The organism is Marinifilum sp. D737 (assembly GCF_026672275.1).
Taxonomy (GTDB): Bacteria; Bacteroidota; Bacteroidia; order Bacteroidales; family Marinifilaceae; genus Marinifilum.
This window is the reverse complement of the sequence record NZ_JANQCD010000001.1, coordinates 219443-244177: the sequence shown is the minus strand read 5'-3', so window position 1 is coordinate 244177 and position 24735 is coordinate 219443. Positions and strand designations below refer to the sequence as shown.

37 protein-coding genes are annotated in these 24735 nt (G+C 37.4%); 2 read left to right on the top strand and 35 right to left on the bottom strand.

All coding sequences use genetic code 11. The features are described from left to right. Positions 1-35 precede the first annotated feature (35 nt). Positions 36-1724: an energy-dependent translational throttle protein EttA gene (ettA, locus tag NQ163_RS01190; protein WP_268188489.1), complete on the bottom strand. Its 1689-nt coding sequence runs from the start codon at positions 1722-1724 to the stop codon at positions 36-38. Between the two features lie 218 nt (positions 1725-1942). Here ettA and NQ163_RS01185 point away from each other — a divergent pair, with 218 nt between their 5' ends. Beyond that, positions 1943-2449 (top strand): response regulator, encoded by a 507-nt coding sequence (locus NQ163_RS01185; RefSeq protein ID WP_170150566.1) that lies wholly within the window; start codon positions 1943-1945, stop codon positions 2447-2449. 68 nt (positions 2450-2517) lie between these two features. On the opposite strand, the gene eno is transcribed toward NQ163_RS01185, so the two are convergent. The 34 genes from eno to rpsL all read right to left on the bottom strand — a co-directional run bounded on the left by eno (position 2518) and on the right by rpsL (position 22002). Continuing rightward, on the bottom strand, positions 2518-3801 hold the full coding sequence (gene eno / locus NQ163_RS01180) for a phosphopyruvate hydratase (protein ID WP_120238572.1): 1284 nt from the start codon (positions 3799-3801) through the stop codon (positions 2518-2520). Positions 3802-4003: 202 nt separating this feature from the next. Then, on the bottom strand, positions 4004-4510 hold the full coding sequence (rplQ, locus tag NQ163_RS01175) for a 50S ribosomal protein L17 (protein WP_110361007.1): 507 nt from the start codon (positions 4508-4510) through the stop codon (positions 4004-4006). A 6-nt stretch (positions 4511-4516) separates the two neighbouring features. Continuing rightward, on the bottom strand, positions 4517-5509 hold the full coding sequence (locus NQ163_RS01170) for a DNA-directed RNA polymerase subunit alpha (protein WP_110361008.1): 993 nt from the start codon (positions 5507-5509) through the stop codon (positions 4517-4519). A 21-nt stretch (positions 5510-5530) separates the two neighbouring features. After that, entirely contained in the window at positions 5531-6139 is a 609-nt protein-coding gene (gene rpsD / locus NQ163_RS01165) for a 30S ribosomal protein S4 (protein WP_110361009.1), read from the bottom strand. Positions 6140-6283: 144 nt separating this feature from the next. Beyond that, positions 6284-6673 carry a 30S ribosomal protein S11 gene (gene rpsK / locus NQ163_RS01160; RefSeq protein WP_110361010.1) on the bottom strand — a complete coding sequence of 130 codons (390 nt, stop codon included), beginning with the start codon at positions 6671-6673 and terminating at the stop codon, positions 6284-6286. A gap of 10 nt (positions 6674-6683) precedes the next feature. Beyond that, positions 6684-7061: a 30S ribosomal protein S13 gene (gene rpsM, locus NQ163_RS01155; RefSeq protein WP_110361011.1), complete on the bottom strand. Its 378-nt coding sequence runs from the start codon at positions 7059-7061 to the stop codon at positions 6684-6686. 36 nt (positions 7062-7097) lie between these two features. Beyond that, positions 7098-7214, bottom strand: coding sequence for a type B 50S ribosomal protein L36 (gene ykgO, locus NQ163_RS01150; RefSeq protein WP_054714088.1), 117 nt, complete (start codon positions 7212-7214; stop codon positions 7098-7100). Between the two features lie 11 nt (positions 7215-7225). After that, positions 7226-7447, bottom strand: coding sequence for a translation initiation factor IF-1 (gene infA, locus NQ163_RS01145; RefSeq protein ID WP_054714084.1), 222 nt, complete (start codon positions 7445-7447; stop codon positions 7226-7228). A 22-nt stretch (positions 7448-7469) separates the two neighbouring features. After that, positions 7470-8231, bottom strand: a complete 762-nt coding sequence (map, locus tag NQ163_RS01140) for a type I methionyl aminopeptidase (protein ID WP_268188488.1) — start codon at positions 8229-8231, stop codon at positions 7470-7472. Positions 8232-8252: 21 nt separating this feature from the next. Continuing rightward, the gene (gene secY, locus NQ163_RS01135) at positions 8253-9605 is read right to left on the bottom strand and encodes a preprotein translocase subunit SecY (RefSeq protein WP_120238569.1); all 1353 of its coding nucleotides are present in this window, start codon (positions 9603-9605) and stop codon (positions 8253-8255) included. 8 nt (positions 9606-9613) lie between these two features. Then, positions 9614-10060, bottom strand: a complete 447-nt coding sequence (gene rplO / locus NQ163_RS01130; protein ID WP_120238568.1) for a 50S ribosomal protein L15 — start codon at positions 10058-10060, stop codon at positions 9614-9616. A gap of 29 nt (positions 10061-10089) precedes the next feature. After that, positions 10090-10266 carry a 50S ribosomal protein L30 gene (rpmD, locus tag NQ163_RS01125; protein ID WP_054714072.1) on the bottom strand — a complete coding sequence of 59 codons (177 nt, stop codon included), beginning with the start codon at positions 10264-10266 and terminating at the stop codon, positions 10090-10092. 11 nt (positions 10267-10277) lie between these two features. Further along, the gene (rpsE, locus tag NQ163_RS01120) at positions 10278-10790 is read right to left on the bottom strand and encodes a 30S ribosomal protein S5 (protein WP_054714068.1); all 513 of its coding nucleotides are present in this window, start codon (positions 10788-10790) and stop codon (positions 10278-10280) included. A gap of 5 nt (positions 10791-10795) precedes the next feature. After that, positions 10796-11152: a 50S ribosomal protein L18 gene (gene rplR / locus NQ163_RS01115; RefSeq protein ID WP_268188487.1), complete on the bottom strand. Its 357-nt coding sequence runs from the start codon at positions 11150-11152 to the stop codon at positions 10796-10798. Positions 11153-11170: 18 nt separating this feature from the next. Next, a complete protein-coding gene (gene rplF, locus NQ163_RS01110; RefSeq protein ID WP_268188486.1) occupies positions 11171-11725 on the bottom strand; it encodes a 50S ribosomal protein L6 in 555 nt (184 codons plus the stop codon). 16 nt (positions 11726-11741) lie between these two features. Continuing rightward, a complete protein-coding gene (rpsH, locus tag NQ163_RS01105; RefSeq protein ID WP_054714057.1) occupies positions 11742-12137 on the bottom strand; it encodes a 30S ribosomal protein S8 in 396 nt (131 codons plus the stop codon). A gap of 70 nt (positions 12138-12207) precedes the next feature. Continuing rightward, the gene (rpsN, locus tag NQ163_RS01100) at positions 12208-12477 is read right to left on the bottom strand and encodes a 30S ribosomal protein S14 (RefSeq protein ID WP_110361018.1); all 270 of its coding nucleotides are present in this window, start codon (positions 12475-12477) and stop codon (positions 12208-12210) included. A gap of 4 nt (positions 12478-12481) precedes the next feature. Continuing rightward, on the bottom strand, positions 12482-13036 hold the full coding sequence (gene rplE / locus NQ163_RS01095) for a 50S ribosomal protein L5 (RefSeq protein ID WP_268188485.1): 555 nt from the start codon (positions 13034-13036) through the stop codon (positions 12482-12484). Then, the gene (gene rplX, locus NQ163_RS01090) at positions 13036-13353 is read right to left on the bottom strand and encodes a 50S ribosomal protein L24 (RefSeq protein ID WP_110361020.1); all 318 of its coding nucleotides are present in this window, start codon (positions 13351-13353) and stop codon (positions 13036-13038) included. Before rplX ends, rplE begins: the two co-directional genes overlap by 1 nt. Before the next feature lie 19 nt (positions 13354-13372). Beyond that, entirely contained in the window at positions 13373-13738 is a 366-nt protein-coding gene (gene rplN, locus NQ163_RS01085; RefSeq protein WP_120238564.1) for a 50S ribosomal protein L14, read from the bottom strand. A gap of 2 nt (positions 13739-13740) precedes the next feature. After that, positions 13741-13995 (bottom strand): 30S ribosomal protein S17, encoded by a 255-nt coding sequence (gene rpsQ / locus NQ163_RS01080; protein WP_268188484.1) that lies wholly within the window; start codon positions 13993-13995, stop codon positions 13741-13743. Between the two features lie 7 nt (positions 13996-14002). Continuing rightward, entirely contained in the window at positions 14003-14200 is a 198-nt protein-coding gene (gene rpmC, locus NQ163_RS01075; RefSeq protein ID WP_054714037.1) for a 50S ribosomal protein L29, read from the bottom strand. Between the two features lie 2 nt (positions 14201-14202). Continuing rightward, on the bottom strand, positions 14203-14634 hold the full coding sequence (gene rplP / locus NQ163_RS01070) for a 50S ribosomal protein L16 (protein ID WP_110361022.1): 432 nt from the start codon (positions 14632-14634) through the stop codon (positions 14203-14205). Positions 14635-14660: 26 nt separating this feature from the next. Next, positions 14661-15371, bottom strand: coding sequence for a 30S ribosomal protein S3 (rpsC, locus tag NQ163_RS01065; RefSeq protein WP_110361023.1), 711 nt, complete (start codon positions 15369-15371; stop codon positions 14661-14663). Between the two features lie 5 nt (positions 15372-15376). Further along, complete coding sequence (gene rplV / locus NQ163_RS01060; RefSeq protein ID WP_110361024.1) at positions 15377-15790, bottom strand: 50S ribosomal protein L22; 414 nt, start codon at positions 15788-15790, stop codon at positions 15377-15379. A gap of 37 nt (positions 15791-15827) precedes the next feature. Next, positions 15828-16097: a 30S ribosomal protein S19 gene (gene rpsS, locus NQ163_RS01055; protein WP_110361025.1), complete on the bottom strand. Its 270-nt coding sequence runs from the start codon at positions 16095-16097 to the stop codon at positions 15828-15830. 19 nt (positions 16098-16116) lie between these two features. Then, positions 16117-16941 (bottom strand): 50S ribosomal protein L2, encoded by an 825-nt coding sequence (gene rplB, locus NQ163_RS01050; protein WP_110361026.1) that lies wholly within the window; start codon positions 16939-16941, stop codon positions 16117-16119. Between the two features lie 7 nt (positions 16942-16948). After that, positions 16949-17239: a 50S ribosomal protein L23 gene (gene rplW / locus NQ163_RS01045; protein WP_120238562.1), complete on the bottom strand. Its 291-nt coding sequence runs from the start codon at positions 17237-17239 to the stop codon at positions 16949-16951. 10 nt (positions 17240-17249) lie between these two features. Then, entirely contained in the window at positions 17250-17882 is a 633-nt protein-coding gene (gene rplD / locus NQ163_RS01040) for a 50S ribosomal protein L4 (protein WP_110361028.1), read from the bottom strand. Further along, complete coding sequence (gene rplC / locus NQ163_RS01035) at positions 17882-18499, bottom strand: 50S ribosomal protein L3 (RefSeq protein WP_268188483.1); 618 nt, start codon at positions 18497-18499, stop codon at positions 17882-17884. Before rplC ends, rplD begins: the two co-directional genes overlap by 1 nt. A gap of 37 nt (positions 18500-18536) precedes the next feature. Next, complete coding sequence (rpsJ, locus tag NQ163_RS01030; RefSeq protein ID WP_110361030.1) at positions 18537-18842, bottom strand: 30S ribosomal protein S10; 306 nt, start codon at positions 18840-18842, stop codon at positions 18537-18539. Between the two features lie 28 nt (positions 18843-18870). Beyond that, positions 18871-20985: an elongation factor G gene (fusA, locus tag NQ163_RS01025; RefSeq protein ID WP_268188482.1), complete on the bottom strand. Its 2115-nt coding sequence runs from the start codon at positions 20983-20985 to the stop codon at positions 18871-18873. Positions 20986-21021: 36 nt separating this feature from the next. After that, positions 21022-21498 (bottom strand): 30S ribosomal protein S7, encoded by a 477-nt coding sequence (gene rpsG / locus NQ163_RS01020; RefSeq protein ID WP_268188481.1) that lies wholly within the window; start codon positions 21496-21498, stop codon positions 21022-21024. A gap of 126 nt (positions 21499-21624) precedes the next feature. Beyond that, positions 21625-22002 (bottom strand): 30S ribosomal protein S12, encoded by a 378-nt coding sequence (gene rpsL, locus NQ163_RS01015; RefSeq protein ID WP_054714004.1) that lies wholly within the window; start codon positions 22000-22002, stop codon positions 21625-21627. A 409-nt stretch (positions 22003-22411) separates the two neighbouring features. On the opposite strand from rpsL, the gene NQ163_RS01010 reads away from it, so the two are divergent. Beyond that, positions 22412-24568 carry an elongation factor G gene (locus NQ163_RS01010; RefSeq protein WP_268188480.1) on the top strand — a complete coding sequence of 719 codons (2157 nt, stop codon included), beginning with the start codon at positions 22412-22414 and terminating at the stop codon, positions 24566-24568. Positions 24569-24735 lie beyond the last annotated feature (167 nt).

The window sequence follows — 24735 nt, the reverse complement described above, 5'->3', positions numbered from 1 at the left end:
GGGAAGATTCATTTTTTTAATCTTCCCTCTTCTGCTTAATCTGCAATTAATTTTTTATATCGAATGCGCTTAGGACCTTCATCGCCCAAACGTTTTTTGCGATTGATTTCATAATCGGAATAGCTTCCTTCGAAATAGTGAACCTCAGAATTACCTTCGAATGCCAAAATGTGAGTTGCAACACGATCCAGGAACCAACGGTCGTGAGAAATAACAACCGCACAGCCAGCAAAACTCTCTAAACCTTCCTCCAATGCTCGAAGTGTATTTACATCGATATCATTGGTAGGCTCATCAAGCAATAGCACATTGGCCTCTTCCTTTAATGTTAATGCCAAATGCAAGCGATTTCTTTCACCACCTGAAAGTACACCGCATTTCTTTTCCTGATCGGCACCAGAGAAATTAAATCGACTAACGTAAGCTCGAGCATTCAACTGTCTTCCTCCAACAGAAATCAAGTCTCCTCCTCCCGAAATTACTTCATAAACAGTTTTCTCAGGATCGATATCTGCATGTTGCTGGTCTACATATCCAACCTTTACAGTTTCACCAACTTCAAAAGTTCCTTTGTTTGGTTGCTCCAAGCCCATAATCATACGGAACAAAGTAGTTTTACCCGCACCATTAGGACCAATTACTCCAACAATTCCTGCTGGAGGTAACTCGAATTCCAGATTTTCGAATAACAATTTGTTTTCGAAGCCTTTCGAAACCTCTTTGGCGTGGATCACTTTATTCCCCAATCGCGGACCATTAGGAATAAAAATTTCCAGCTTCTCTTCCTTTTGTTTTACATCCTGGTTCATCAAAGTATCATAGGCTTTCAAACGAGCCTTATTCTTTGCCTGACGTGCTTTAGGAGCCATGTTAACCCATTCCAGCTCTCGCTCAAGAGTTTTTCTTCTTTTGCTTGCTACTTTTTCTTCCTGGGCCAATCGCTTCGATTTCTGATCCAACCATGAAGTATAGTTTCCTTTCCAAGGAATTCCTTCCCCTCTATCCAACTCAAGAATCCAACCTGCAACATTATCAAGGAAGTAACGGTCGTGAGTAATACAAATTACAGTTCCGCTATACTGGTGAAGATGCTGCTCTAACCATTGTACCGATTCAGCGTCCAAGTGGTTGGTAGGCTCATCCAACAATAAAATATCCGGTTCCTGAAGTAATAATCGACACAATGCTACACGTCTGCGTTCACCTCCTGATAAATGCTTTACCAATGCTTCACCATCCGGGCAACGAAGCGCATCCATTGCTCTTTCCAATTTTGTATCCAGGTTCCAGGCATCAAATCGATCAATTTTTTCCTGTAGAACAGCTTGCTCGTCCATAACAGCCTGCATTTTATCAGGATCTTCTAATACTTCAGGATCTGCAAATTTTAAATTCACAGCTTCATAGTCGGCTAATACCTGTACAATTTCCTGCACACCTTCCTGAACAATTTCTTTTACAGTTTTGTTGTCATCTAACTGAGGTTCCTGCTCCAAATATCCAATGGTGTGCTCTTTTGGCCAAACCACATGACCATCGAATGATTTTTCTAAACCTGCAATAATTTTTAGCAGTGTAGATTTACCAGAACCATTCAAACCAATGATTCCAATTTTGGCACCATAAAAGAATGATAGGTTGATGTTATTCAATACTTTTTTCTGAGGAGGGAAAATTTTACTTACCCCCATCATCGAAAATATAATCTTCTTATCGTCTGACATTATCGTATGTTTTTAATTTATCTAATTCAATAAATGCAAAAATAGAAAAATTGCTTGTAGTTCATCATGATTTAAATTGATTAGCATGCAATACATTAAGAATTAATGCAGAAAACAAAAGCGTTTTATGTTGATTAATTTAAGAGAACTATTTTTTAATTGTACATTAATTTTTCTATTTTTAAATATTAATCATTGGGATATATGATATGCAAAAAATGGTAAATGAAAGACTAGCTGCATTGCTTGAAGAAATAGGCATTGAGACTAAAAGGAAGATATATTGGGAAGAGAGTATCGAATCGATTCAAATCGTTAAAACTCATCCTAACAAAACTGATAAAGACATTAAAGATGTAAAAGTTTTGTTGGTTGAAGATCAGCCAAGCAATAGAAAAACTCTTGAGGTATATTTGAAAAACAAGGTAGGTAGAGTTGATATTGCTGAAAATGGAAAGCAGGCCGTAGAAAAATTTAAGGAAGAAGAATACGACATTATTCTAATGGATTTACAGATGCCTATTATGGGTGGTATTGAAGCTTCTTTACGGATTCGAAAAATTGAGGAAGACCGAGAAGTTGAAAGACCAACTCCAATAATTGCCTTCACTGCCAATTATTATTCTGATGATAAGGATATCTCGGTAGAAATTGGAATGGATGTATATTTATCGAAACCATTTCAATGTAAAACCATTTATGAGCTAATTCAAGAGTATGTTTAAACTCTAAATATTTGAATCAAAAAAAAGGGATCCGATTGGATCCCTTTTTTTTTATATACTCAATTGGATTAGCATCCGAATTTAGCGTTAGCACCCAATTCTTCTTCGATACGAAGTAATTGGTTGTATTTAGCCATACGATCTGAACGGCTCAATGAACCAGTTTTGATCTGACCAGAGTTAGTTGCTACTGCGATATCAGCAATAGTAGCATCTTCAGTTTCACCTGAACGGTGAGAAGTTACTGAAGTATAACCTGCACGGTGAGCCATTTCAATTGCATTCAAAGTCTCAGTTAAAGTACCAATTTGGTTTACTTTAATCAAGATAGAGTTAGCAGCTTTCAACTCGATACCTTTTGCTAAGTAATCAACGTTAGTTACGAATAAATCGTCACCTACGATCTGACACTTATCACCGATCTTAGCGTTCAAAGCAACCCATCCGTTCCAGTCACCTTCGTCCATACCGTCCTCGATAGAATCGATTGGGTACTTAGCGATCAACTCAGCTAGGTAAGCAGCTTGTTCTTCAGAATTTCTTTTAGCTCCGTTTGGCTCAAAAATGCTATAATCATATACACCATCTTTGAAGAATTCAGAAGCAGCACAGTCCATAGCGATAGAAACATCACCACCATCTTCTTTACGACCTGGCTTGTAACCTGCATTTTTAATAGCAGTAAGAATGCACTCGATAGCCTCTTCAGTACCACCTAACATTGGAGCGAAACCACCTTCGTCACCTACAGCAGTAGAAAGACCTTTTCCTTTTAAAACTTTAGCAAGAGCGTGGAATACTTCAGCACCCATTCTTAAAGCTTCGCGGAATGAAGGAGCACCAATAGGACGAATCATGAACTCCTGGAATGCGATAGTAGCATCAGAGTGAGATCCACCATTGATGATGTTCATCATTGGAACAGGAAGTACGTTAGCGTTAGTACCACCAATGTAACGATACAAAGGCATACCTGAATAATCAGCAGCAGCTTTAGCAACAGCCAAAGAAACACCTAACATAGCGTTAGCACCTAATTTCGACTTAGTTTTAGTTCCGTCTAGCTCTAACATTGCAGTATCGATAGCAACCTGATCAGTAGCATCCATTCCTACTAAAGCTTCAGAAATAACAGTGTTTACGTTTTCAACAGCTTTTAAAACACCTTTACCTAAGTAACGAGCTTTATCACCATCACGAAGCTCTAATGCTTCATTTTCACCAGTTGAAGCTCCTGAAGGAACACCAGCACGTCCCATAACGCCACTTGCAAGAGTTACTTCTACTTCGATAGTTGGGTTTCCACGTGAGTCTAGAATCTCACGACCGTGAATCTTTACAATTTCAGACATAACTTACGTATTAAATAATTATAATAGCAAATAATTTTAACTTCTTAATTTTCAACCCTAAATTTCGACATTTTCAAGCAAATTATAATGGTTTTTGCATATAAAACATACCAAGAATCTACGCAAACGTTACAAAAATCTTTAGGGCATTAAAAAAGGGATAAAGCCAAACTTTATCCCTTTAGTATTATTTAAAGGTAGACTATTCTTCTCCCTTTTCTTCTTTTGGTTCAGTAGCCTCTTCAGCCTTAGCTTCAACCGCAGTTTCTTCTGCCTTAGCAGCAGATTTTCCACCACGTCTTCTTCTAGTAGACTTTTTAGCTTCTGCTTTCTTCTCAGTTGTGTAAGTTTCGTTGAAATCAACTAATTCTACAATACACATCTCAGCATTATCACCTAAACGATTACCAGTTTTTAAAATTCTAGTATATCCACCGTTTCTGTTCGTAATTTTTGGAGATACTTCTCTGAACAATTCAGTAACAGCTTCTTTTTGTTTTAAGTAGCTAAATACAATACGTCTTGAGTGAGTAGTATCGTTTTTACTTTTGGTGATCAATGGCTCAACATACATTTTTAAAGCTTTAGCTTTAGCAGTAGTAGTTGAGATTCTTTTATGCAAAATCAAGGAAGAAGCCATATTTGCAAGCATAGCTTTTCTATGAGCTGTCTTTCTTCCTAAGTGATTAAATTTCTTTCTATGTCTCATTTTACCTTATTCCTTATCTAATTTGTACTTAGAAATATCCATACCGAAAGTAAGATTCAATGATACTAATAGATCATCTAATTCGGTTAGAGATTTCTTACCAAAGTTTCTAAATTTAAGAAGATCGTTTCTGTTGTACTGTACTAAGTCTCCTAAAGTATCAACGTCGGCAGCTTTCAAACAGTTCAAAGCACGAACTGAAAGATCCATGTCAACCAATTTGGTCTTCAATAACTGACGCATGTGTAATACCTCTTCATCAAACTCTTCGTTTGCAAATTTCTCATCAGAATCAAGAGTGATCTTTTCATCTGAGAATAGCATGAAGTGATAAATAAGAATTTTAGCAGCTTCTTTCAACGCATCCTTAGGGTGAATAGAACCATCGGTAGTAATCTCGAAAATTAACTTTTCGTAGTCAGTTTTCTGTTCTACACGGTAGTTTTCAACTTCGTATTTTACATTCTTAATAGGAGTGTAAATAGAGTCGATTGGAATTACACCAAATTCAGCATCAACAGGTTTGTTCTCAACAGAAGGTACATAACCTCGACCTTTATTAATAGTTAAATCTAACTGCAATTTAGCAGAGCTATCCATTCTGCAAATTACAAGCTCCGGATTTAACACTTCGAAACCGGTAAGGAACTTGTTAATATCGCCTGCTGTAAAAGTTTCCTGATCTGAAATGGTAACAGTTACCAATTCATTGTCCACTTCCTCAACTCTTTGTTTAAACCGTACCTGCTTCAAGTTCAGGACCATCTCAGTTACATCTTCGATAACTCCTGGAATAGTTGAAAACTCATGGTCAACTCCCTGAATCTTGATAGTTGTAATAGCGAAACCCTCAAGAGAAGAAAGAAGAATTCTTCTTAATGCGTTACCTATTGTAATACCATATCCAGGCTCTAATGGACGAAATTCGAATTTTCCGAATCTATCGTCTGCGTCGAGCATGATAACTTTGTCCGGTTTTTGGAAAGCTAAAATTGCCATAAATTACTTATTAACTATTTATTACTTAGAATACAATTCAACGATTAACTGTTCCTTGATATTTTCAGGAATTTCTGTTCTTTCAGGTACGTTAAGAAACTTACCGCTAAGAGAGGTTTGATCCCATTCCAACCAAGATGCTTGGTTATATCTGGCAGTTGATAAAGAATCGGTAATAACTTCTAAAGATTTCGATTTTTCACGAATTCCAATAATATCTCCGGTTTTTACCGAGTATGAAGGAATGTTACAGATCTGTCCGTTTACTGTTACGTGCTTATGGCTAACCAACTGACGTGCAGCTGATCTTGTTGGAGCAACACCTAATCTGTAAACTACATTATCCAAACGACATTCAAGAAGTTGTAACAAAACTTCACCGGTAATACCTTTACTTCTTGCGGCCTTTTTAAATAAGTTCGAGAATTGTTTCTCCAATACACCGTAAGTGTATTTCGCTTTTTGCTTTTCTTTCAATTGTACCCCGTACTCAGACATCTTTTTTCTGCGACGGCTGTTACCGTGCTGTCCTGGAGGGTAATTTTTATTTTCAAATGCTTTATCAGGTCCAAAAATTGGCTCACCAAATTTTCTAGCAATTTTTGACTTTGGTCCTATATATCTAGCCATGTTATTTAAAATTTAAATTTTTCTAATAAAAGAAACTTTGCTTACTCGGTTTTCAACTACAAAAGTGCCGCGTTTTTTTTTGAGAGGATTCAAAAAAAATAGTTCAAACACCTAGCTTGCATTTTTTATTAAACCTTATACTTATTAAACTCTACGTCTCTTAGGAGGACGACATCCGTTGTGTGGAAGTGGAGTAACATCTACAATTTCAGAAATATCGATTCCACATGCATTGATTGCACGAATTGCAGATTCACGTCCGTTACCTGGACCTTTAACAAATACTTTTACTTTTCTCAACCCTAAATCGTGAGCTACTTTTCCACAATCTGTAGCAGCTTGCTGAGCAGCGTAAGGAGTGTTCTTTTTAGAACCTCTAAAGCCCATTTTACCAGCTGAAGACCATGAAATAACTTGTCCGTTATTATTGGTTAAAGAGATAATAATATTGTTAAACGATGAATGGATATGAGCCTGTCCTACAGCCTCAATCTTCACAACTTTTTTCTTTACTGATGTTGACTTCTTTGCCATAACTTAACAATTATTTAGTCGCTTTCTTTTTGTTTGCAACTGTTTTTCTTTTACCTTTTCTGGTACGTGAGTTGTTTTTGGTTTTTTGTCCACGCAATGGTAAACCAATACGGTGACGAACACCACGATAACAACCAATATCCATCAAACGCTTAATATTCAGTTGAGTTAAAGAACGCAACTCCCCTTCAACCTTAAAGCTTGCATTAATCGCCTGACGAATCTTAGCAGATTCATCATCTGTCCAGTCTTTTACCTTAGTATCATACGCTACACCAGCTTCGTCCAAAATCTGACGAGCAGCGCTACGACCAATACCGAAGATATAAGTCAAGCTAATTACACCTCTTTTGTTTTGAGGCAGATCAACTCCAACAATTCTAGCCATAAATTAAATATTTATCTTATTATAAAATTAATCAAATTATCCCTGACGTTGCTTGAACTTAGGATTCTTTTTATTAATCACATACAAACGTCCTTTTCTTCTTACGATTTTACAATCTTCAGAACGTTTCTTTACAGATGCTCTTACTTTCATTTTTATCGAGTTTAATTTTTGTATCTAAAAGTAATGCGCCCTTTAGTAAGATCGTATGGTGACATTTCTACTTTCACTTTATCACCTGGTAAGATCTTAATGTAGTGCATTCTCATTTTACCGGAAATGTGCGCTGTAATCACATGACCGTTTTCAAGTTCTACACGAAACATAGCATTTGATAATGCTTCGGTAATAGTACCGTCTTGTTCTATTGAAGGCTGTTTAGCCATAAGCTCTTTATATTTTATTAGTTTATTCTTCAATAAATTCAAAACCGGACAGGATTTGAGCCTTTCCCTTGCGAACAACAATTGTATGTTCGAAATGTGCGGATGCTTGTCCATCGGCCGTCACAATCGTCCATCCATCATCTTCCTGATAAATATCTCGCTTACCAAGATTAATCATGGGTTCAATTGCAAGTACTAATCCGTCTCTCAATTTTAATCCTCGTCCTTGTCGTCCGTAATTCGGAACCTGAGGATCTTCATGAAGACTTTTTCCTATTCCGTGCCCTACCATTTCTCGAACAACCGAGTAATCATTCTTCTCAGCATGCTTTTGAATGGCAAAACCGATATCTCTTAGATGATTACCTTCGACAGCTTTTTCTATTCCTTTATAAAGAGCTTCTTTGGTAACCTTCAACAATTGTTGAATTTCAGGCCTCACTGTTCCAACAGAAAAAGTGTATGCCGAATCGCCATAAAAGCCATTCAACAAAACACCACAATCACAGGATACAATATCGCCTTCTTTCAACTCATAGGAAGATGGAACTCCATGAACCACCTGGTTATTAACTGAAATACACAGGGTGTTTGGGAATCCATCGTAACCAAGAAACGCAGGCTTTGCACCATGGTCTCTTATGTACTCCTCTGCAATTTTATCTAAGCTTAAGGTTGAAATACCTGGAGCTATGGCCTTAGATATTTCACCTAAGGTCCTAGCCACCAGATTATTACTTTTAGACATTAAGTCTATTTCTTCCTCTGTCTTATAAAAAATCACTGCAAAGAAAGCAAAAATATTTTAATAAGCAGCAGCTCCTCCAGGAGTTTTACCTTTTATTCTACCAGACTTCATCAATCCGTCGTAATGACGCATTAATAAGTGAGACTCAATTTGCTGTAGTGTATCAAGCACTACTCCAACCAAAATCAACAATGAAGTACCACCGTAAAATTGTGCAAACTCATTATTCACTCCAGCAATCATTGCAAAAGCAGGTAAGATTGCTACTAAACCTAAAAAGATTGATCCAGGTAAAGTAATACGTGACATTACAGTATCAAGGAAATCGATAGTTTTCTTTCCTGGTTTAATACCTGGGATAAAACCACCATTTTTCTTCATATCCTCAGCCATTTGCGTTGGATTTACTGTAATTGCAGTATAGAAGTATGTGAATAATACGATCATTACAAAAAACAGTGCATTGTAATAGAATCCAGTAAAATTTGATAAAGCTGCAGCTACGCTGGTTAACCAACCTGAACCATCAGAGCTACCATAGCTTACCGCTGCCATTGGCAGAAACATAATTGCCTGAGCAAAAATGATCGGCATTACCCCAGCTGCATTCACTTTTAATGGAATGTACTGACGAACTCCTCCGTATTGTTTGTTACCAACGATTCTTTTAGCATATTGTACAGGTATCTTTCTTGTTCCTTGTACCAACAAAATTGTTAATGCAAAAATGATGAATAGAACAACAATCTCAAGAACCAAAACGATTAAACCACCGCCGTGTCCTTCAATTCTTGATCCCAATTCAGCAATGAACGAGAATGGTAATCTTGCAATAATACCGATCATGATGATAATTGAGATCCCATTACCGATTCCTTTATCAGTAATTTTTTCACCCAACCACATAATGAACATTGATCCTGCCGCAAGAATTACCACAGAAGATACCGTAAAGAATGTACCTTTTAAAATAAAGGCTGCTTCAGGCAATGTTGTATGTAAGTTTAATAAATATCCTGGTGCTTGAAGAACAAGGATAATAACGGTTAGGTAACGTGTGATCTGATTGATTTTTCTACGTCCACTTTCTCCTTCGCGTTGTAATCTTTGGAAATAAGGAACCGCAATTCCCATTAACTGGATTACAATTGAGGCGGAAATGTATGGCATGATACCGAGAGCAAATATCGAGGCATTAGCAAACGCTCCTCCCGAAAACATGTTCAACAATCCTAAAACCCCATCCGCTGTTTGAGATTTTAACGCGTCCAAATGTGCCGGGTCAATACCTGGCAAAACCACCTTAGCACCTAAACGGTACACTAAAAGAAGACCAATTGTAGTTAAGATACGAGATCTTAAATCTTCAATCTTCCAGATGTTCTTCAATGTTTCTATTAAACCTTTCATATTTAATCTTACAATTTAACAACTGTTCCTTCTACTGCTTCAATCGCTGCTTGAGCAGATTTCGAGAATGCATGAGCTTTTACTTCTAACTTAGCAGTAATTGTACCATTACCTAAAATCTTTACGTTATCGTTCTTTGATGCCAAACCAGCATTTACTAAAACTTCTACGTCAATAACTGTAATGTTATTCTTTTCTGCTAAGGCTTGTAAAACTTCAACATTAATAGCTTTGTATTCTTTTCTGTTGATGTTCTTAAATCCAAACTTAGGAACTCTTCGTTGCAAAGGCATTTGACCCCCTTCGAAACCAACTTTTTTAGAGTATCCAGATCTTGACTTCGCACCTTTATGTCCTCTTGTTGAGGTACCGCCTCTACCTGATCCTTGACCGCGACCGATTCTCTTGTTAGATTTAATCGATCCTGCAGCGGGTTTTAAGTTACTTAAGTCCATATCTATTTATTACTAAATATTTACAATGATTATTCTTCTACGGAAACCAAGTGTTGTACTTTAGCCACCATACCTTTAATTTGAGGTGTAGCTTCATGTTCAACAGTAGCATTGATTTTATTCAAACCTAATGCTTCCAAGGTTTTTTTCTGGCGATCGGTACTACCGATTTTGCTCTTGATTTGAGTAATTTTAATCTTAGCCATTTTTCCTTAAATTATCCGTTAAACACTTTATCTAATGAAACACCTCTGTGCTCAGCAACTGTATGAGCATCTCTCAATTCAGCTAGTGCATTGAAAGTAGCTTTTACAAGGTTGTGAGGGTTTGATGAACCTTTTGATTTAGCAAGTACGTCGGTTACCCCAACACTCTCTAATACGGCACGCATCGCACCACCGGCTTTAACCCCGGTACCGTGAGACGCAGGCTTAATGAAAACCTGTGCTCCACCATATCTAGATAATTGTTCGTGAGGAATAGTTCCTTTGTAAACAGGTACTTTAATCAAATTTTTCTTAGCAGCCTCTACTCCTTTTGCAATAGCAGTGGTAACCTCGTTTGCTTTACCAAGTCCCCATCCTACTAATCCATTCTCGTTTCCTACAACAACAATTGCAGAGAAACTAAAAGTTCTACCACCTTTTGTTACTTTAGTAACACGATTAATAGCAACCAGTCTGTCTTTCAATTCTGCGTCGCTGGTCTTAACGTTTTTGATATCTGCCATAATTATTAAAATTTAAGGCCACCTTTACGAGCAGCGTCCGCTAATGATTTAACTCTACCATGGTATAAGTAACCATTTCTATCGAAAACAACACTAGTGATACCTGCAGCGCTTGCTTTTTCAGCAATTGCTTGTCCTACTAGTTCAGCTTGTTCAATTTTATTTACTGATTTTTCAGAAATTTCTTTAATTAGTGAGCTAGTCGCCATTAAAGTTTTACCTGAAAGATCGTCGATCAATTGTACTGAAATCTGCTTATTTGAACGAAAAACTGACATTCTTGGTCTTTCAGCAGTTCCAGAAACAGACTTGCGAATTCTTCTTTTAATTCTTAGTCTTCTTTCTTGCTTAGTTAAAGCCATAATTTACTGTTTTAGAAATTATTTACCTGCAGATTTACCAGCTTTTCTTCTAAGCTGTTCTCCAACAAATTTAATACCTTTACCTTTATATGGCTCAGGTTTTCTGAATGATCTGATTTTAGCAGCTACTTGACCTACTAAGTGCTTATCGCAACTCTCAAGAGTGATAATTGGGTTAGCACGCTTTTCAGTTACAGCAGTTACTTTAACCTCAGGAGCAATTTCCATGTGGATCAAGTGAGAGTAACCTAAAGCTAATTCCAAAAGTTGACCTTTTGAAGTTGCACGGTAACCTACACCCACTAATTCTTGCTCAATCTTATAACCTTCAGTAACACCGATAACCATGTTGTTCACTAATGAACGATATAAACCGTGCATTGCTTTGTGTCTTTTCTGGTCAGAAGGACGCTCAAGAACGATTTTACCTTCTTCTACAGAAACTTTGATTTCGGCATCAATTTGTTGTGTTAATTCACCTTTAGGTCCTTTAACAACTACTGAATTATCTTTATTTACCGTTACGCTTACTCCGGCAGGCAAATTGATAGGTAATTTTCCAATTCGTGACATTTCTAATCCTCCTTAATTAATAAACGTAACACAATATTTCACCACCAACATGCTTCTGACGAGCTTCTTTGTCAGTCATAACTCCCTGAGAAGTAGAAAGAATCGCAATTCCTAAACCGTTAAGTACGCGAGGTAATTCTAAAGCTCCACAATATTTTCTCAAACCTGGTTTTGACACACGCTTAAGATCTTTGATTGCTGGAATTTTGGTTTCAGGATGGTATTTCAAAGCAATTTTAATTACTCCTTGAAGTCCATCGTCTACAAATTTGTAGTTAAGGATATAACCTTTATCCTTAAGAATCTTTGTCATTTCTTTTTTCACGTTCGATGCTGGCACCTCAACAACTTTGTGGTTTGCCATGATCGCATTTCTTAAACGTGTAAGAAAATCTGCTATTGGATCTGTCATATAATAAAAATTAAATTGATCCCGATTTCTCGGGACAATATTTAACAATAATCTGATAAACAAATTTTGATTACCAACTTGCCTTCTTAACTCCTGGGATTAAACCAGCTGAAGCCATTTCACGGAAAGTGATACGACTTACTCCGAATTGTCTCATATAACCTTTCGGACGACCGGTTAACTTACATCTGTTGTGCAAACGAACAGGTGAAGAGTTTTTTGGCAAACGACTAAGAGCGATGTAATCGCCTTCCTCTTTAAGTTTAGCTCTTTTAGCTGCGTATTTTTCAACTAATTTCTGACGCTTAACTTCGCGAGCTTTCATTGATTCTTTAGCCATCGTCTTATTTTTTTAGATTTTTAAATGGTAATCCAAATTCTTTCAAAAGAGCATAAGCTTCTTCGTCGGTATTCGCAGTAGTAACGAAGGTAATGTTCATACCCATGATTTTGTTTACACTATCCAAAACAATCTCAGGGAAAATGATTTGTTCTTCGATACCTAAAGTATAGTTACCTCTACCGTCTAATTTACTCTTGATACCTTTAAAGTCACGGATACGTGGTAAAGCAACACGAACTAATTTTTCAAGAAATTCGTACATACGCTCACGACGTAAAGTTACAGTAGTACCAATTGGCATACCTTTACGTAACTTAAAGTTCGAGATATCCTTAGAAGACAAAGTCTGAACAGCTTTCTGACCAGTAATTGCAGTAAGCTCGTTTACAGAGAATTCAAGTATTTTTTTATCAGCAATCGCCGAACCAACACCTTGGTTAATTACTATCTTCGTTAATTTAGGTGCTTGCATTACAGTTTTGTAATCGAATTCCTTCATTAAAGCAGGAACGATTTCTTCTGCATACTGTTTTTTAAGAGTCGGTGTATAGCTCATTACTTAATCTCCTCCCCTGACTTTTTAGAGTATCTAACTAATTTATTGTTGTCGCCCTCTTTTCTACCAATACGGGTAGCTTTTCCTGTTGAAGGATCTTTCACATTTAAGTTTGAAATGTGAATTGAGGCTTCTTTTTTAACGATACCACCTTGAGGATTCTCAGCGTTTGGCTTGGTGTGTTTAGAAATCATGTTAACACCTTCAACGATCGCACGTTGCTTGTCAACAAGAACTTCTAATACTTTACCTTCCTGTCCTTTTGATTCCCCAGCGTTTACAATAACGGTATCACCCTTTTTAATATGTAACTTCATTGTTCTAGGTTTACAAAGATTATAAAACTTCTGGTGCTAAAGAAACGATCTTCATATCAGTTTCACGTAACTCTCTTGCAACAGGTCCAAAAATACGGGTTCCTCTCATTTCACCAGCAGTGTTCAATAAAACACATGCGTTATCATCGAAGCGAATATAAGATCCGTCTTGTCTTCTAATCTCTTTTTTGGTGCGAACAACAACTGCTTTTGTTACTGTTCCTTTTTTCATATCGGAACCGGCGATAGCGTTCTTCACGGTAACCACAATTTTATCTCCAATTGAAGCATAACGTTTTTTGGTACCGCCTAACACGCGGATACAAAGTACTTCCTTTGCTCCACTGTTATCAGCTACTAATAGTCTACTTTCTGTTTGTATCATGATTACTTAGCTCTTTCAATAATTTCCACTAATCTCCAACTCTTATTTTTACTTAAAGGTCGGGTTTCCATGATTTTTACGGTATCACCTTCGTTACAGGTGTTTTCCTCATCGTGAGCAGTGAATTTTTTGGTTTTGTTCACAAATTTACCGTAAATCGGGTGTTTTTCCTTTGTGTGAACTGCAACAGTAATGGATTTTTCCATTTTGCTGCTAACCACAACCCCGATACGCTCTTTTCTAAGATTTCTTTCCATCACTTTTTTACTTTTCAGTTAATTGTCTCTGACGTAACTCTGTCATTAATTTGGCAATGTTGCGTCTCGTTTCCTTAATTTGCAAAGGATTTTCCAAAGGTGAAATAGCGTGATTTAGTCTGAAGCGAGTTAATGATGCTCTTTCGGCATCCAACTTTTCTACTATTTCCTGTGTTGTTAACTCTTTAATTTCTGAATTCTTCATGATTAATCATTTGAACTTTCAACATAATCACGTCTTACGACAAACTTTGTAGTAACAGGTAATTTTTGAGCTGCAAGACGCAATGCCTCTTTAGCTACTTCGTAAGGAACACCCTCACATTCGAATAACATTCTTCCTGGTGAAACAGGAGCAACGAATCCTTCTGGAGAACCCTTACCCTTACCCATACGTACCTCTGCAGGCTTCTTAGTGATTGGCTTATCTGGGAAAATACGGATCCAGATTTGACCTTGTCTCTGCATATATCGGGTTACTGCCACACGAGCAGCTTCAATTTGACGACCAGTAATCCACTTTTCTTCAAGTGATTTGATCCCAAAAGATCCGAATGCTAATTCAGTACCGCGACCAGCGTTACCTTTCATTCTTCCCTTTTGTTGTCTTCTAAATTTTGTCCTTTTTGGTTGTAACATCGTACTAATTCTTTAAAATTTAAAGACTACTTCTTTTTTCTTCTATTAAAACCACCTTTTCCTTTTGGACCACGGCTATCTTTCATGCCAGCGTTTGGTGTAAGATCACGTTTTCCGTAAACTTCACCTTTACAGATCCAAACTTTAATACCGATCAAACCGTAAGTAGTCAAAGCTTCAGCTTGACAGTAATCGATATCAGCTCTTAAGGTATGAAGTGGGGTACGTCCTTCTTTATACATTTCAGAACGTGCCATTTCCGCTCCATTCAAACGGCCAGAAATCTGAATTTTGATTCCTTCAGCACCCATTCTCATAGTAGAAGCAATAGCCATCTTAATTGCTCTTCTGTAGGCGATACGGCCTTCAATCTGACGAGCGATGTTATTAGCAACGATTACAGCATCCATTTCTGGACGTTTAATTTCGAAGATATTAATTTGTACTTCCTTATCTGTAATCTTCTTCAACTCTTCTTTCAACTTGTCAACTTCCTGACCACCTTTCCCGATAATGATACCAGGACGAGCAGTGTTGATAGTGATCGTAATTAATTTAAGAGTTCTTTCGATAATGATCTTAGAAATACTTGCTTTAGCTAAACGAGCATTTAGGTACTTTCTAATTTTGGTATCTTCAACAAGCTTATCGCCGTAGTTTTTTCCGCCAAACCAGTTAGAATCCCATCCTCTGATGATTCCTAGTCTATTTCCTATTGGATTTACTTTTTGTCCCATTCTAACTATTCTTTAGTATTCTCAGCAGTTTTACTTGCCAACAATATAGTTACATGATTTGATCTTTTTCTAATTCTATGTGCTCTCCCTTGTGGAGCTGGTCTAAGACGCTTAAGAATTCTAGCTGAATCAACACAAATTTCTTTGATGAATAATTCATTTTCCTCAATTCTTTGACCTTCGTTCTTTGCTTGCCAGTTGGCAATCGCAGAAAGCAATAGTTTTTCTACGCGAATCGATGCTTCTTTCGGACTGAAACGAAGTACATCTAAAGCTCGGTTCACCTCCATACCTCTTACCATATCGGCAACAAGTCTCATTTTACGAGGCGAAGTAGGAACATTTTTCAAGCTAGCAAATGCTTTGCTCTTTTTTTCCTCCTTTATTTGGTTTGCTCTTATTCTTTTTCTTGCACCCATTTTTACAAATTCAAAATGTTAATTAAAACGCTTCACGCTATTTTTTCTTCTTGTCAGCGTGACCTCTAAAAGTACGAGTTGGCGCAAATTCACCTAATTTATGTCCTACCATATTTTCAGTAACATAAACTGGAATGAATTTGTTTCCGTTGTGAACGGCAACTGTGTGACCTACGAAATCCGGAGAGATCATAGAACGTCTTGACCAGGTTTTAATCACAGATTTTTTTCCTGACTCATTTTGCTCCAATACTCGTTTCTCCAATTTGAAATCGATAAAAGGGCCTTTTTTTAATGAACGACTCATAACAATCTAATTAATCAAATTACTTTTTCCTTCTTTCTACAATATACTTATTAGAAGCGTTTTTCTTAGCTCGAGTTTTGAACCCTTTAGCTAATACACCGGTTCTAGAACGTGGATGTCCACCTGAAGATTTACCTTCACCACCACCCATTGGGTGATCAACTGGATTCATTACCACACCACGAACACGAGGTCTTCTACCTAACCAACGAGTACGACCAGCTTTACCGCTTCTTTCCAACGCATGGTCAGTGTTTGAAACAGTACCGATAGTTGCTTTACAAGTTACTAGGATCATTCTAACTTCTCCAGAAGGTAATTTGATCATTGCATATTTGCCTTCTCTTGAAACAAGTTGAGCATATGCACCAGCGCTACGAGCCATCACAGCACCTTGAGAGGGTCTTAATTCAATATTGTGAATTATTGTACCTAATGGGATATCAGATAATGGCATTGAGTTTCCGATTTCAGGAGCTACTTTTTCTCCAGAAAGCAAAGTTTGTCCTACCTCAAGTCCGTTTGGAGCGATGATGTAACGCTTCTCACCGTCAGCATACACAAGCAATGCAATGCGTGCAGTACGGTTTGGATCGTACTCAATCGAAACAACTTTTGCAGGAACATTGTCCTTGTCTCTTTTGAAATCAATAACTCGATATCTTCTCTTGTGACCACCACCTATATATCTCATTGTCATCTTACCAGTGTTATTTCTACCACCAGTTTTCTTCATTGGTCTTAACAATGATTTCTCAGGTTTGTCTGTAGTTACCTGCTCAAAGGTATTTAAGATCTTATTTCTTTGACCAGGAGTTACAGGTTTTAATTTACGTACAGCCATTTTCTAATTAAATATTGCTATAAAAATCTATATTATCACCTTCAACTAAAGTAACGATCGCCTTTTTGAAAGACGCAGTTCTTCCCTCAATAGCACCTGCTTTTGTAAAACGGCTTTTCTTTTTACCCTGATAGTTCATGGTATTAACAGATGCCACTTTAACATTGTACATTGATTCTACTGCTGCCTTAATATCGATCTTTGTCGCTCTACGATTAACAACAAAACCAAAGCGATTGAATTTTTCGCTTTGCTCAGTCATTTTCTCAGTAACGATTGGCTTAATTAAAATATCCATTTTTTTAAACTTAGTTTAGTTTAAACATTTCATCAAGTCCTTTTACAGAACTTTCTACAAACACCAAAGTTGAAGCTTTCATAATGTCATAAGTTGCAAGGTCAGAAACACGAACAACATTAACATTCTTCAAATTACGAGAAGACAAATATATGTTTTTATTATCTTCAGATAAAACTAAAAGCACTTTTTTATCAGCTACTTTTAAGCTATTCTGAATATTAACAAATTCTTTTGTCTTAGGAGCTTCGAAATTGAAGTCTTCAACTACCATTAAAGCATCGTTTTGAGCTTTGATCGTTAAAGCAGATTTACGAGCCAACTGCTTCAGTTTTTTATTCAATTTGAAACCGTAGTTTCTTGGACGAGGACCGAATACGCGTCCACCTCCTCTGAAGATAGGTGACTTGATGCTACCAGCACGTGCTGTACCAGTACCTTTTTGTTTCTTTAGTTTGGCAGTACTACCAGAGATCTCAGCTCTTTCTTTCGATTTGTGAGTTCCCTGACGTTGGTTCGCCAAAAATTGTTTAACGTCTAGGTAAATAGCATGCTCATTTGGTTCGATGCCAAAAACTGAATCATTCAATTCAATTTTTCTACCAGTATCTTCTCCAGCTGTGTTTAAAATCGCTAATTCCATTACTTCTCAATAATTACGTATGAACCTTTAGACCCTGGAAGAGATCCTTTAACTAACAATAGGTTATTTTCTTTGATAACCTTAAGTACCTGAAGGTTTTGAACCTTCACGTTGTCCCCACCTGTACGTCCGGCCATTCTCATGCCTTTAAATACGCGAGCTGGGTAAGATGCAGCACCAATAGAACCAGGTGCACGTAAACGGTTATGCTGACCGTGTGTCGCGCCACCTACTCCGCCAAAACCATGACGTTTTACTACCCCTTGGAAACCTTTACCTTTTGAAACACCCGTGATATCCACATATGGAGCATCTTCGAATAATTCAACGTCGATAACGTCTCCTAACTGGTATTCGTTTTCAAAATCTGAAAACTCAACTAGTTTTTTCTTAGGAGTTGTGTTTGCCTTTTTAAAGTGCCCATCTAGCGCCTTAGTTGTTCGCTTTTCTTTCTTTTCATCAAAAGCCAACTGAAGTGCTTCGTAACCATCAGACTCAATAGTCTTAATTTGAGTTACAACACATGGACCTGCCTCAATGACAGTGCATGGAATATTTTTTCCCTCGGCACTGTAAACGGAAGTCATTCCGATTTTTTTTCCAATTAATCCTGGCATTTCTCTTTACTTTTTAAAAATAAATCTTACTAGATTATCAAACTTTAATTTCAACTTCTACACCGCTAGGCAACTCTAGCTTCATCAAAGCATCAATTGTATTTGCAGTAGAACTGTAAATGTCAATTAAACGCTTGAAAGAAGAAAGTTGAAACTGTTCTCTTGATTTCTTGTTCACGAAAGTAGAACGAAGAACAGTAAAAATTCTTTTGTGAGTTGGAAGTGGAATTGGACCACTAACAACCGCACCTGTAGCCTTAACTGTTTTTACGATTTTCTCAGCCGACTTGTCAACCAAGTTGTGATCGTAAGATTTCAGTTTAATTCTAATTTTTTGGCTCATCTTATTTAGATATTATACGATGATATAATTATAATAATTCAACTTTACCCTTTGCATTCTCAACAACTTCTTTAGCAATACCTTTAGGTACTTCCTCGAAGTGAGAGAATTCCATAGAAGAGTTTGCACGACCTGAAGACAAGGTTCTCAACACAGTTACATAACCGAATTGCTCTGCCAAAGGTACTTTAGCATTTACAACACGAGCTCCGTGCTTAGATTCCATTCCTTCAACCTGACCACGACGCTTGTTCAAGTCACCGATGATATCACCCATGTACTCTTCAGGAGTAATAACTTCCATCTTCATGATAGGCTCAAGAAGAACCGGATTCGCCTTAGCACAAGCTTCTTTGAAACCTTGCTTAGCAGCCATCTCAAATGATAATTGATCCGAGTCAACCGGGTGGAAAGATCCGTCAAACAACTCAACTTTTAATGTATCTACAGTGTAACCTGCCAACACACCATTTTTCATTGCATCAGTGAAACCTTTCTGAACAGAAGGAACAAATTCCTTAGGAATGTTACCACCTTTAATCTGATCAACAAACTGCAATCCTTCACCTTCGAAATCTGCATCAACTGGCATCAAGCGGAATTGAATGTCAGCAAACTTACCACGTCCACCAGACTGCTTTTTGAATACCTGACGGTGCTCAACAGAACCTTTGATAGCTTCCTTGTAAGCAACCTGAGGCGCTCCCTGATTACACTCAACTTTAAATTCACGCTTCAAACGGTCAATAATGATATCCAAGTGAAGCTCACCCATACCTGAAATTACTGTTTGACCTGAATCTTCGTCAGTTTTAACCTGGAAGGTTGGATCCTCTTCAGCCAATTTACCAAGAGCCATACCCAATTTATCAACATCCTTCTGAGTCAATGGCTCAACAGCGATACCGATTACTGGATCTGGGAAATCCATAGATTCCAGCTCGATTGGAGATTCTTTCTGACAAAGAGTATCACCAGTACGAATATCTTTAAATCCAACACAAGCACAAATATCACCAGCTTCTACCATTTCGATAGCATTCTGCTTGTTTGAGTGCATTTGGTACAAACGAGAAATACGCTCTTTGTTTCCTGATCTTGTATTAAATACATATGATCCTGCCTCGATAGATCCTGAGTAAACACGAGTAAATGCCAAACGACCTACGAATGGGTCTGTAGCAATTTTAAATGCCAAAGCAGCCAATGGCTCATCAACATCTGGTTTACGTGTTACTTCTTCGTCAGATCCCGGAACAGTACCAACAATTGCTTCTACGTCAAGTGGAGATGGCATATAAGTGATAATTGCATCCAACAAACGCTGAACACCTTTATTCTTAAATGCAGAACCACAAAGCATAGGAACGATATCCATAGAGATAGTAGCTTTACGAATAACAGCATACATCTCTTCTTCAGTAATTGAATCTGGATCCTCAAAGAATCTCTCCAATAACTCTTCGTCGTTTTCTGCAACTGCCTCTACCAACTTCTCTCTCCACTCATTTGCATCAGCCACTAAGTGATCTGGAATATCTTCCAAAGTGTAATTTGTACCATTCTCATCATCGTACCAAACGATAGCTTTCATAGTAATCAAATCGATTACACCTCTAAAGCTCTCTTCCGACCCGATTGGAATTTGAATTGGAATAGGATTAGCTCCTAATTTTTCTTTCACCTCACGTACAGCTTTGAAAAAGTCAGCACCAGAACGGTCCATCTTGTTTACAAAACCCATACGAGGAACTCTATATTTATCAGCTTGTCTCCAAACTGTTTCAGACTGTGCTTCAACACCACCTACTGCACAAAAACATGCAACAGCACCATCCAAAACACGCAAAGAACGCTCTACCTCTACAGTAAAGTCAACGTGACCTGGGGTGTCAATAATATTGATTTGATACTTCTTGCTGTCGTAGTTCCAAAAACAAGTAGTAGCTGCAGATGTAATAGTAATACCTCTTTCCTGCTCTTGCTCCATCCAGTCCATTGTAGCTGCACCATCGTGAACCTCACCAATCTTGTGAGACACACCTGTATAATACAAGATACGCTCGGTAGTTGTTGTTTTACCGGCGTCGATGTGTGCCATGATACCAATGTTTCTGGTAAAATTTAAATCTCTCTTAGCCATTTTCTTTGTCCTCTACAAATTGCTTAAACAATTCTATTAAAATCTAAAGTGAGCAAAAGCACGGTTAGCTTCAGCCATTCTGTGAGTATCTTCCTTCTTCTTGAAAGCTCCACCTTCTTCGTTGTAAGCAGCAACAATTTCTGCAGACAATTTTTCAGCCATAGACTTACCAGATCTCTTACGAGCAAAAAGAATCATATTCTTAATTGAAATAGAAACTTTTCTTTCCGGACGAATTTCCATTGGAACCTGGAAGGTAGCACCACCTACACGGCGAGACTTAACCTCTACAGCTGGAGTAATGTTTTCCAAAGCTTTTTTCCAAATCTCAAGTGGAGATTTTTCAAGCTTTTCAGTTTTTGACTTAACGATCTCTAATGAATCGTAGAAAATTTTGAACGCAAGATTTTTCTTACCGTCCATCATCAAGTCATTTACAAATCTTGTAACCAAAACATCATTAAATTTTGGATCCGGCAACAAGATTCTCTTTTTAGGTCTTGATTTTCTCATTTCTTTTAGTTTACGAGCTATTCGTATGTCAGCTGCCCAAGTGCGTCTTCAATAATCTCACGACTATTTACTCAACCAAGTGGGAACAACACATAAACTATAACTCCTACAGTTACAAACTAGGTTTTACTTTTTCTTTGGTCTCTTAGTACCATACTTAGAACGACGCTGCATACGACCTTCTACCCCTGAAGCATCAAGAGCACCACGAACAAGGTGATATCTTACCCCTGGAAGATCCTTCACACGACCACCTCTAATCAATACGATAGAGTGCTCTTGCAAATTGTGACCTTCACCTGGAATGTAAGCATTCACTTCTTTTCCGTTAGTCAATCTAACACGAGCAACTTTACGCATTGCTGAGTTAGGCTTCTTAGGTGTAGTGGTATACACACGCACGCAAACCCCTCTTCTTTGAGGACAAGAATCCAACGCTGGAGCCTTGCTCTTCTCTTGAAGCTTGGTTCTTCCTTTTCGAACTAACTGTTGAATTGTAGGCATATTAACAATTACTTTTTAATTAAATATATTTTAACAAATTGGTTTGCAAAGGTATTATTTATTTACTAAAAACAACAATCGTTATGTTGATTTTTGCAAAAATACCCTTGAAATCAGCGCACAAAGGTAAGAAAACCCTTTTAAAAGTCAAATAGTGATCAAATAAAAAAATCAACTGATTTTAAATTAGTTCCGACTTACCTCTATCTTTCTTAGAAAAATGGCGGGATAAAGACAAAAATACGACCAAAATTCCTGCATGTCAATTATTTTCCACAAATTGATCTAATGCATATTGTATCTTATTAAAAAGTTAATTAATTTGGTAAGCCTTAAAACCTAAAGCCGGGCACTAACCTATCACCCGGTTTTTGATACTTATTTTATATAAACCCAAAAAAATACAATTATGAAAGTGTATCAATCAAACGAAATTAAGAACATCGCCCTCATTGGCAACGCCGGCTCGGGTAAAACTACCCTTGCCGAATCTATGTTGTTTGAAGGCGGTGTTATTACAAGACGCGGAAACGTGGAAGATAATAACACCGTTTCTGATTACAATCATGTAGAACACGAATATGGTAACTCTGTATTCTCAACGGTATTGTATACAGAATGGTTAGGAAAGAAAATCAATTTTATTGATACTCCAGGTGCTGACGACTTTTCTGGGGGTGTAATTTCCGCTTTAAATGTAACTGACACTGGCTTAATGCTTATCAATGCCCAACATGGGGTTGAGGTTGGTACCGAAATTATTGGTAGAAGGGCAGCTGCATTAAACACTCCTCTAATCTTTGTAGTGAATCAATTGGATCACGACAAAGCGAATTTTGAACAATCAATAGAATCAGCAAAGACTAATTTTGGCAGCAAAGTTTCGATTGTACAGTACCCCGTAAACGTTGGCGTAAACTTTAACGCGGTTGTAGACGTTCTTAAAATGAAAATGTACCAGTGGGGACCAGAAGGTGGAGAACCTCAGATTTTAGATATTCCTGATTCGGAAAAAGAAAAAGCTGACGAACTGCATAATGAACTTGTAGAATCGGCTGCTGAAAATGATGAAGCTCTTATGGAATTATACTTCGATAAGGGAACTCTTACCGAAGATGAAATGCGCGAAGGAATGAAAAAAGGAATGATCGCTGGTGATCTTTTCCCTGTATTCTGTATTTCAGCTAAAAAAGACATGGGCGTACGCCGTTTAATGGAATTTATTGGCAATATCGTTCCATTCGTTACAGAAATGCCTGCTATTCCAACAGTAAGTGGAAGAGAAGCTAAATGTGATGTTAATGCCCCTACTTCACTATTCGTATTTAAGACTTCAATGGAACCACATATTGGTGAGGTAAGTTATTTTAAAGTGATTTCTGGTAGTGTTAAAGAAGGTGATGACTTAAACAACATCAACAATGGCACGAAGGAAAGATTATCTCAATTGTATTTGGTGGCAGGAAGAAACAGAGAAAGAGTTTCTGAACTTGTTGCAGGAGATATTGGAGCAACCGTTAAATTGAAGAACACTAAAAACAATCATACCTTAAATGGTAAAGATTGTGATTTCACATATAAAGAAATTGAATTCCCGGAACCAAAATATAGAACTGCAGTTAAAGCCAAGGAAGATGGTGACGAAGAAAGGTTAGGAGAACTATTACATCGTATTCACGAAGAAGATCCTACCATTCTTATTGAATATTCGAAAGAGTTAAAACAAATCATCCTTCACGGTCAAGGTGAGTTCCACATGAATACTTTAAAGTGGAGATTGTTGAACAATGATAAGATGGAAATTGAATTCCTTGATCCTAAGATTCCATATCGTGAAACCATCACCAAACTTGCTCAGGCAGATTATCGCCACAAGAAACAATCAGGTGGTTCTGGACAATTTGGTGAAGTTCATTTACTTATTGAACCTTTCACTGAAGGAATGCCAGATCCGGCTATGTACAATGTAAATGGCAAAGAACTTAAAGTGAATTTAAGAGGTACTGAAGAACATGAACTAGACTGGGGTGGAAAATTGGTTTTCTGCAACTGTATTGTTGGTGGCGCTATTGATACCAGATTCTTACCTGCTATCCTTAAGGGTGTAATGGAAAAAATGGATGAAGGCCCATTAACCGGTTCTTATGCACGTGATATTCGCGTTGTGGTTTACGATGGTAAAATGCACGCGGTAGACTCAAATGAAATTTCATTTAAACTTGCAGGTCGTCATGCATTTAGTACTGCATTTAAAAATGCTGGTCCTAAAATTCTTGAGCCAATTTATGACGTAGAAGTATTGGTTCCTGAAGATAGAATGGGTGATGTAATGAGTGATCTTCAAACTCGTAGAGCTATGATTATGGGTATGGAAGCTGAAAAAGGATTCCAGAAAATTCTTGCTAAAGTTCCATTGAAGGAAATGAACCGTTATTCAACATCATTGAGTTCATTGACAGGTGGTCGTGCCCAATTCTCAATGAAATTTGATGGTTACGAAAAAGTACCAGGAGATGTTCAGGAAGAATTACTAGCTGCTTACGAAGAAGAAACAGCTGAAGCATAATTGTATTTTTAAGTATATACCTTAAACCGTCTCAGTTCCGAGACGGTTTTTTTTAGAATAATTGTTCAATGTAATATTACAACAAAAAAGGTCTTGATCTTATAAAAGAAAGTCAAGATCTTTTTGAAAAACATAAAGACCTTATAAAAATAAAGTCCAGACCTTTT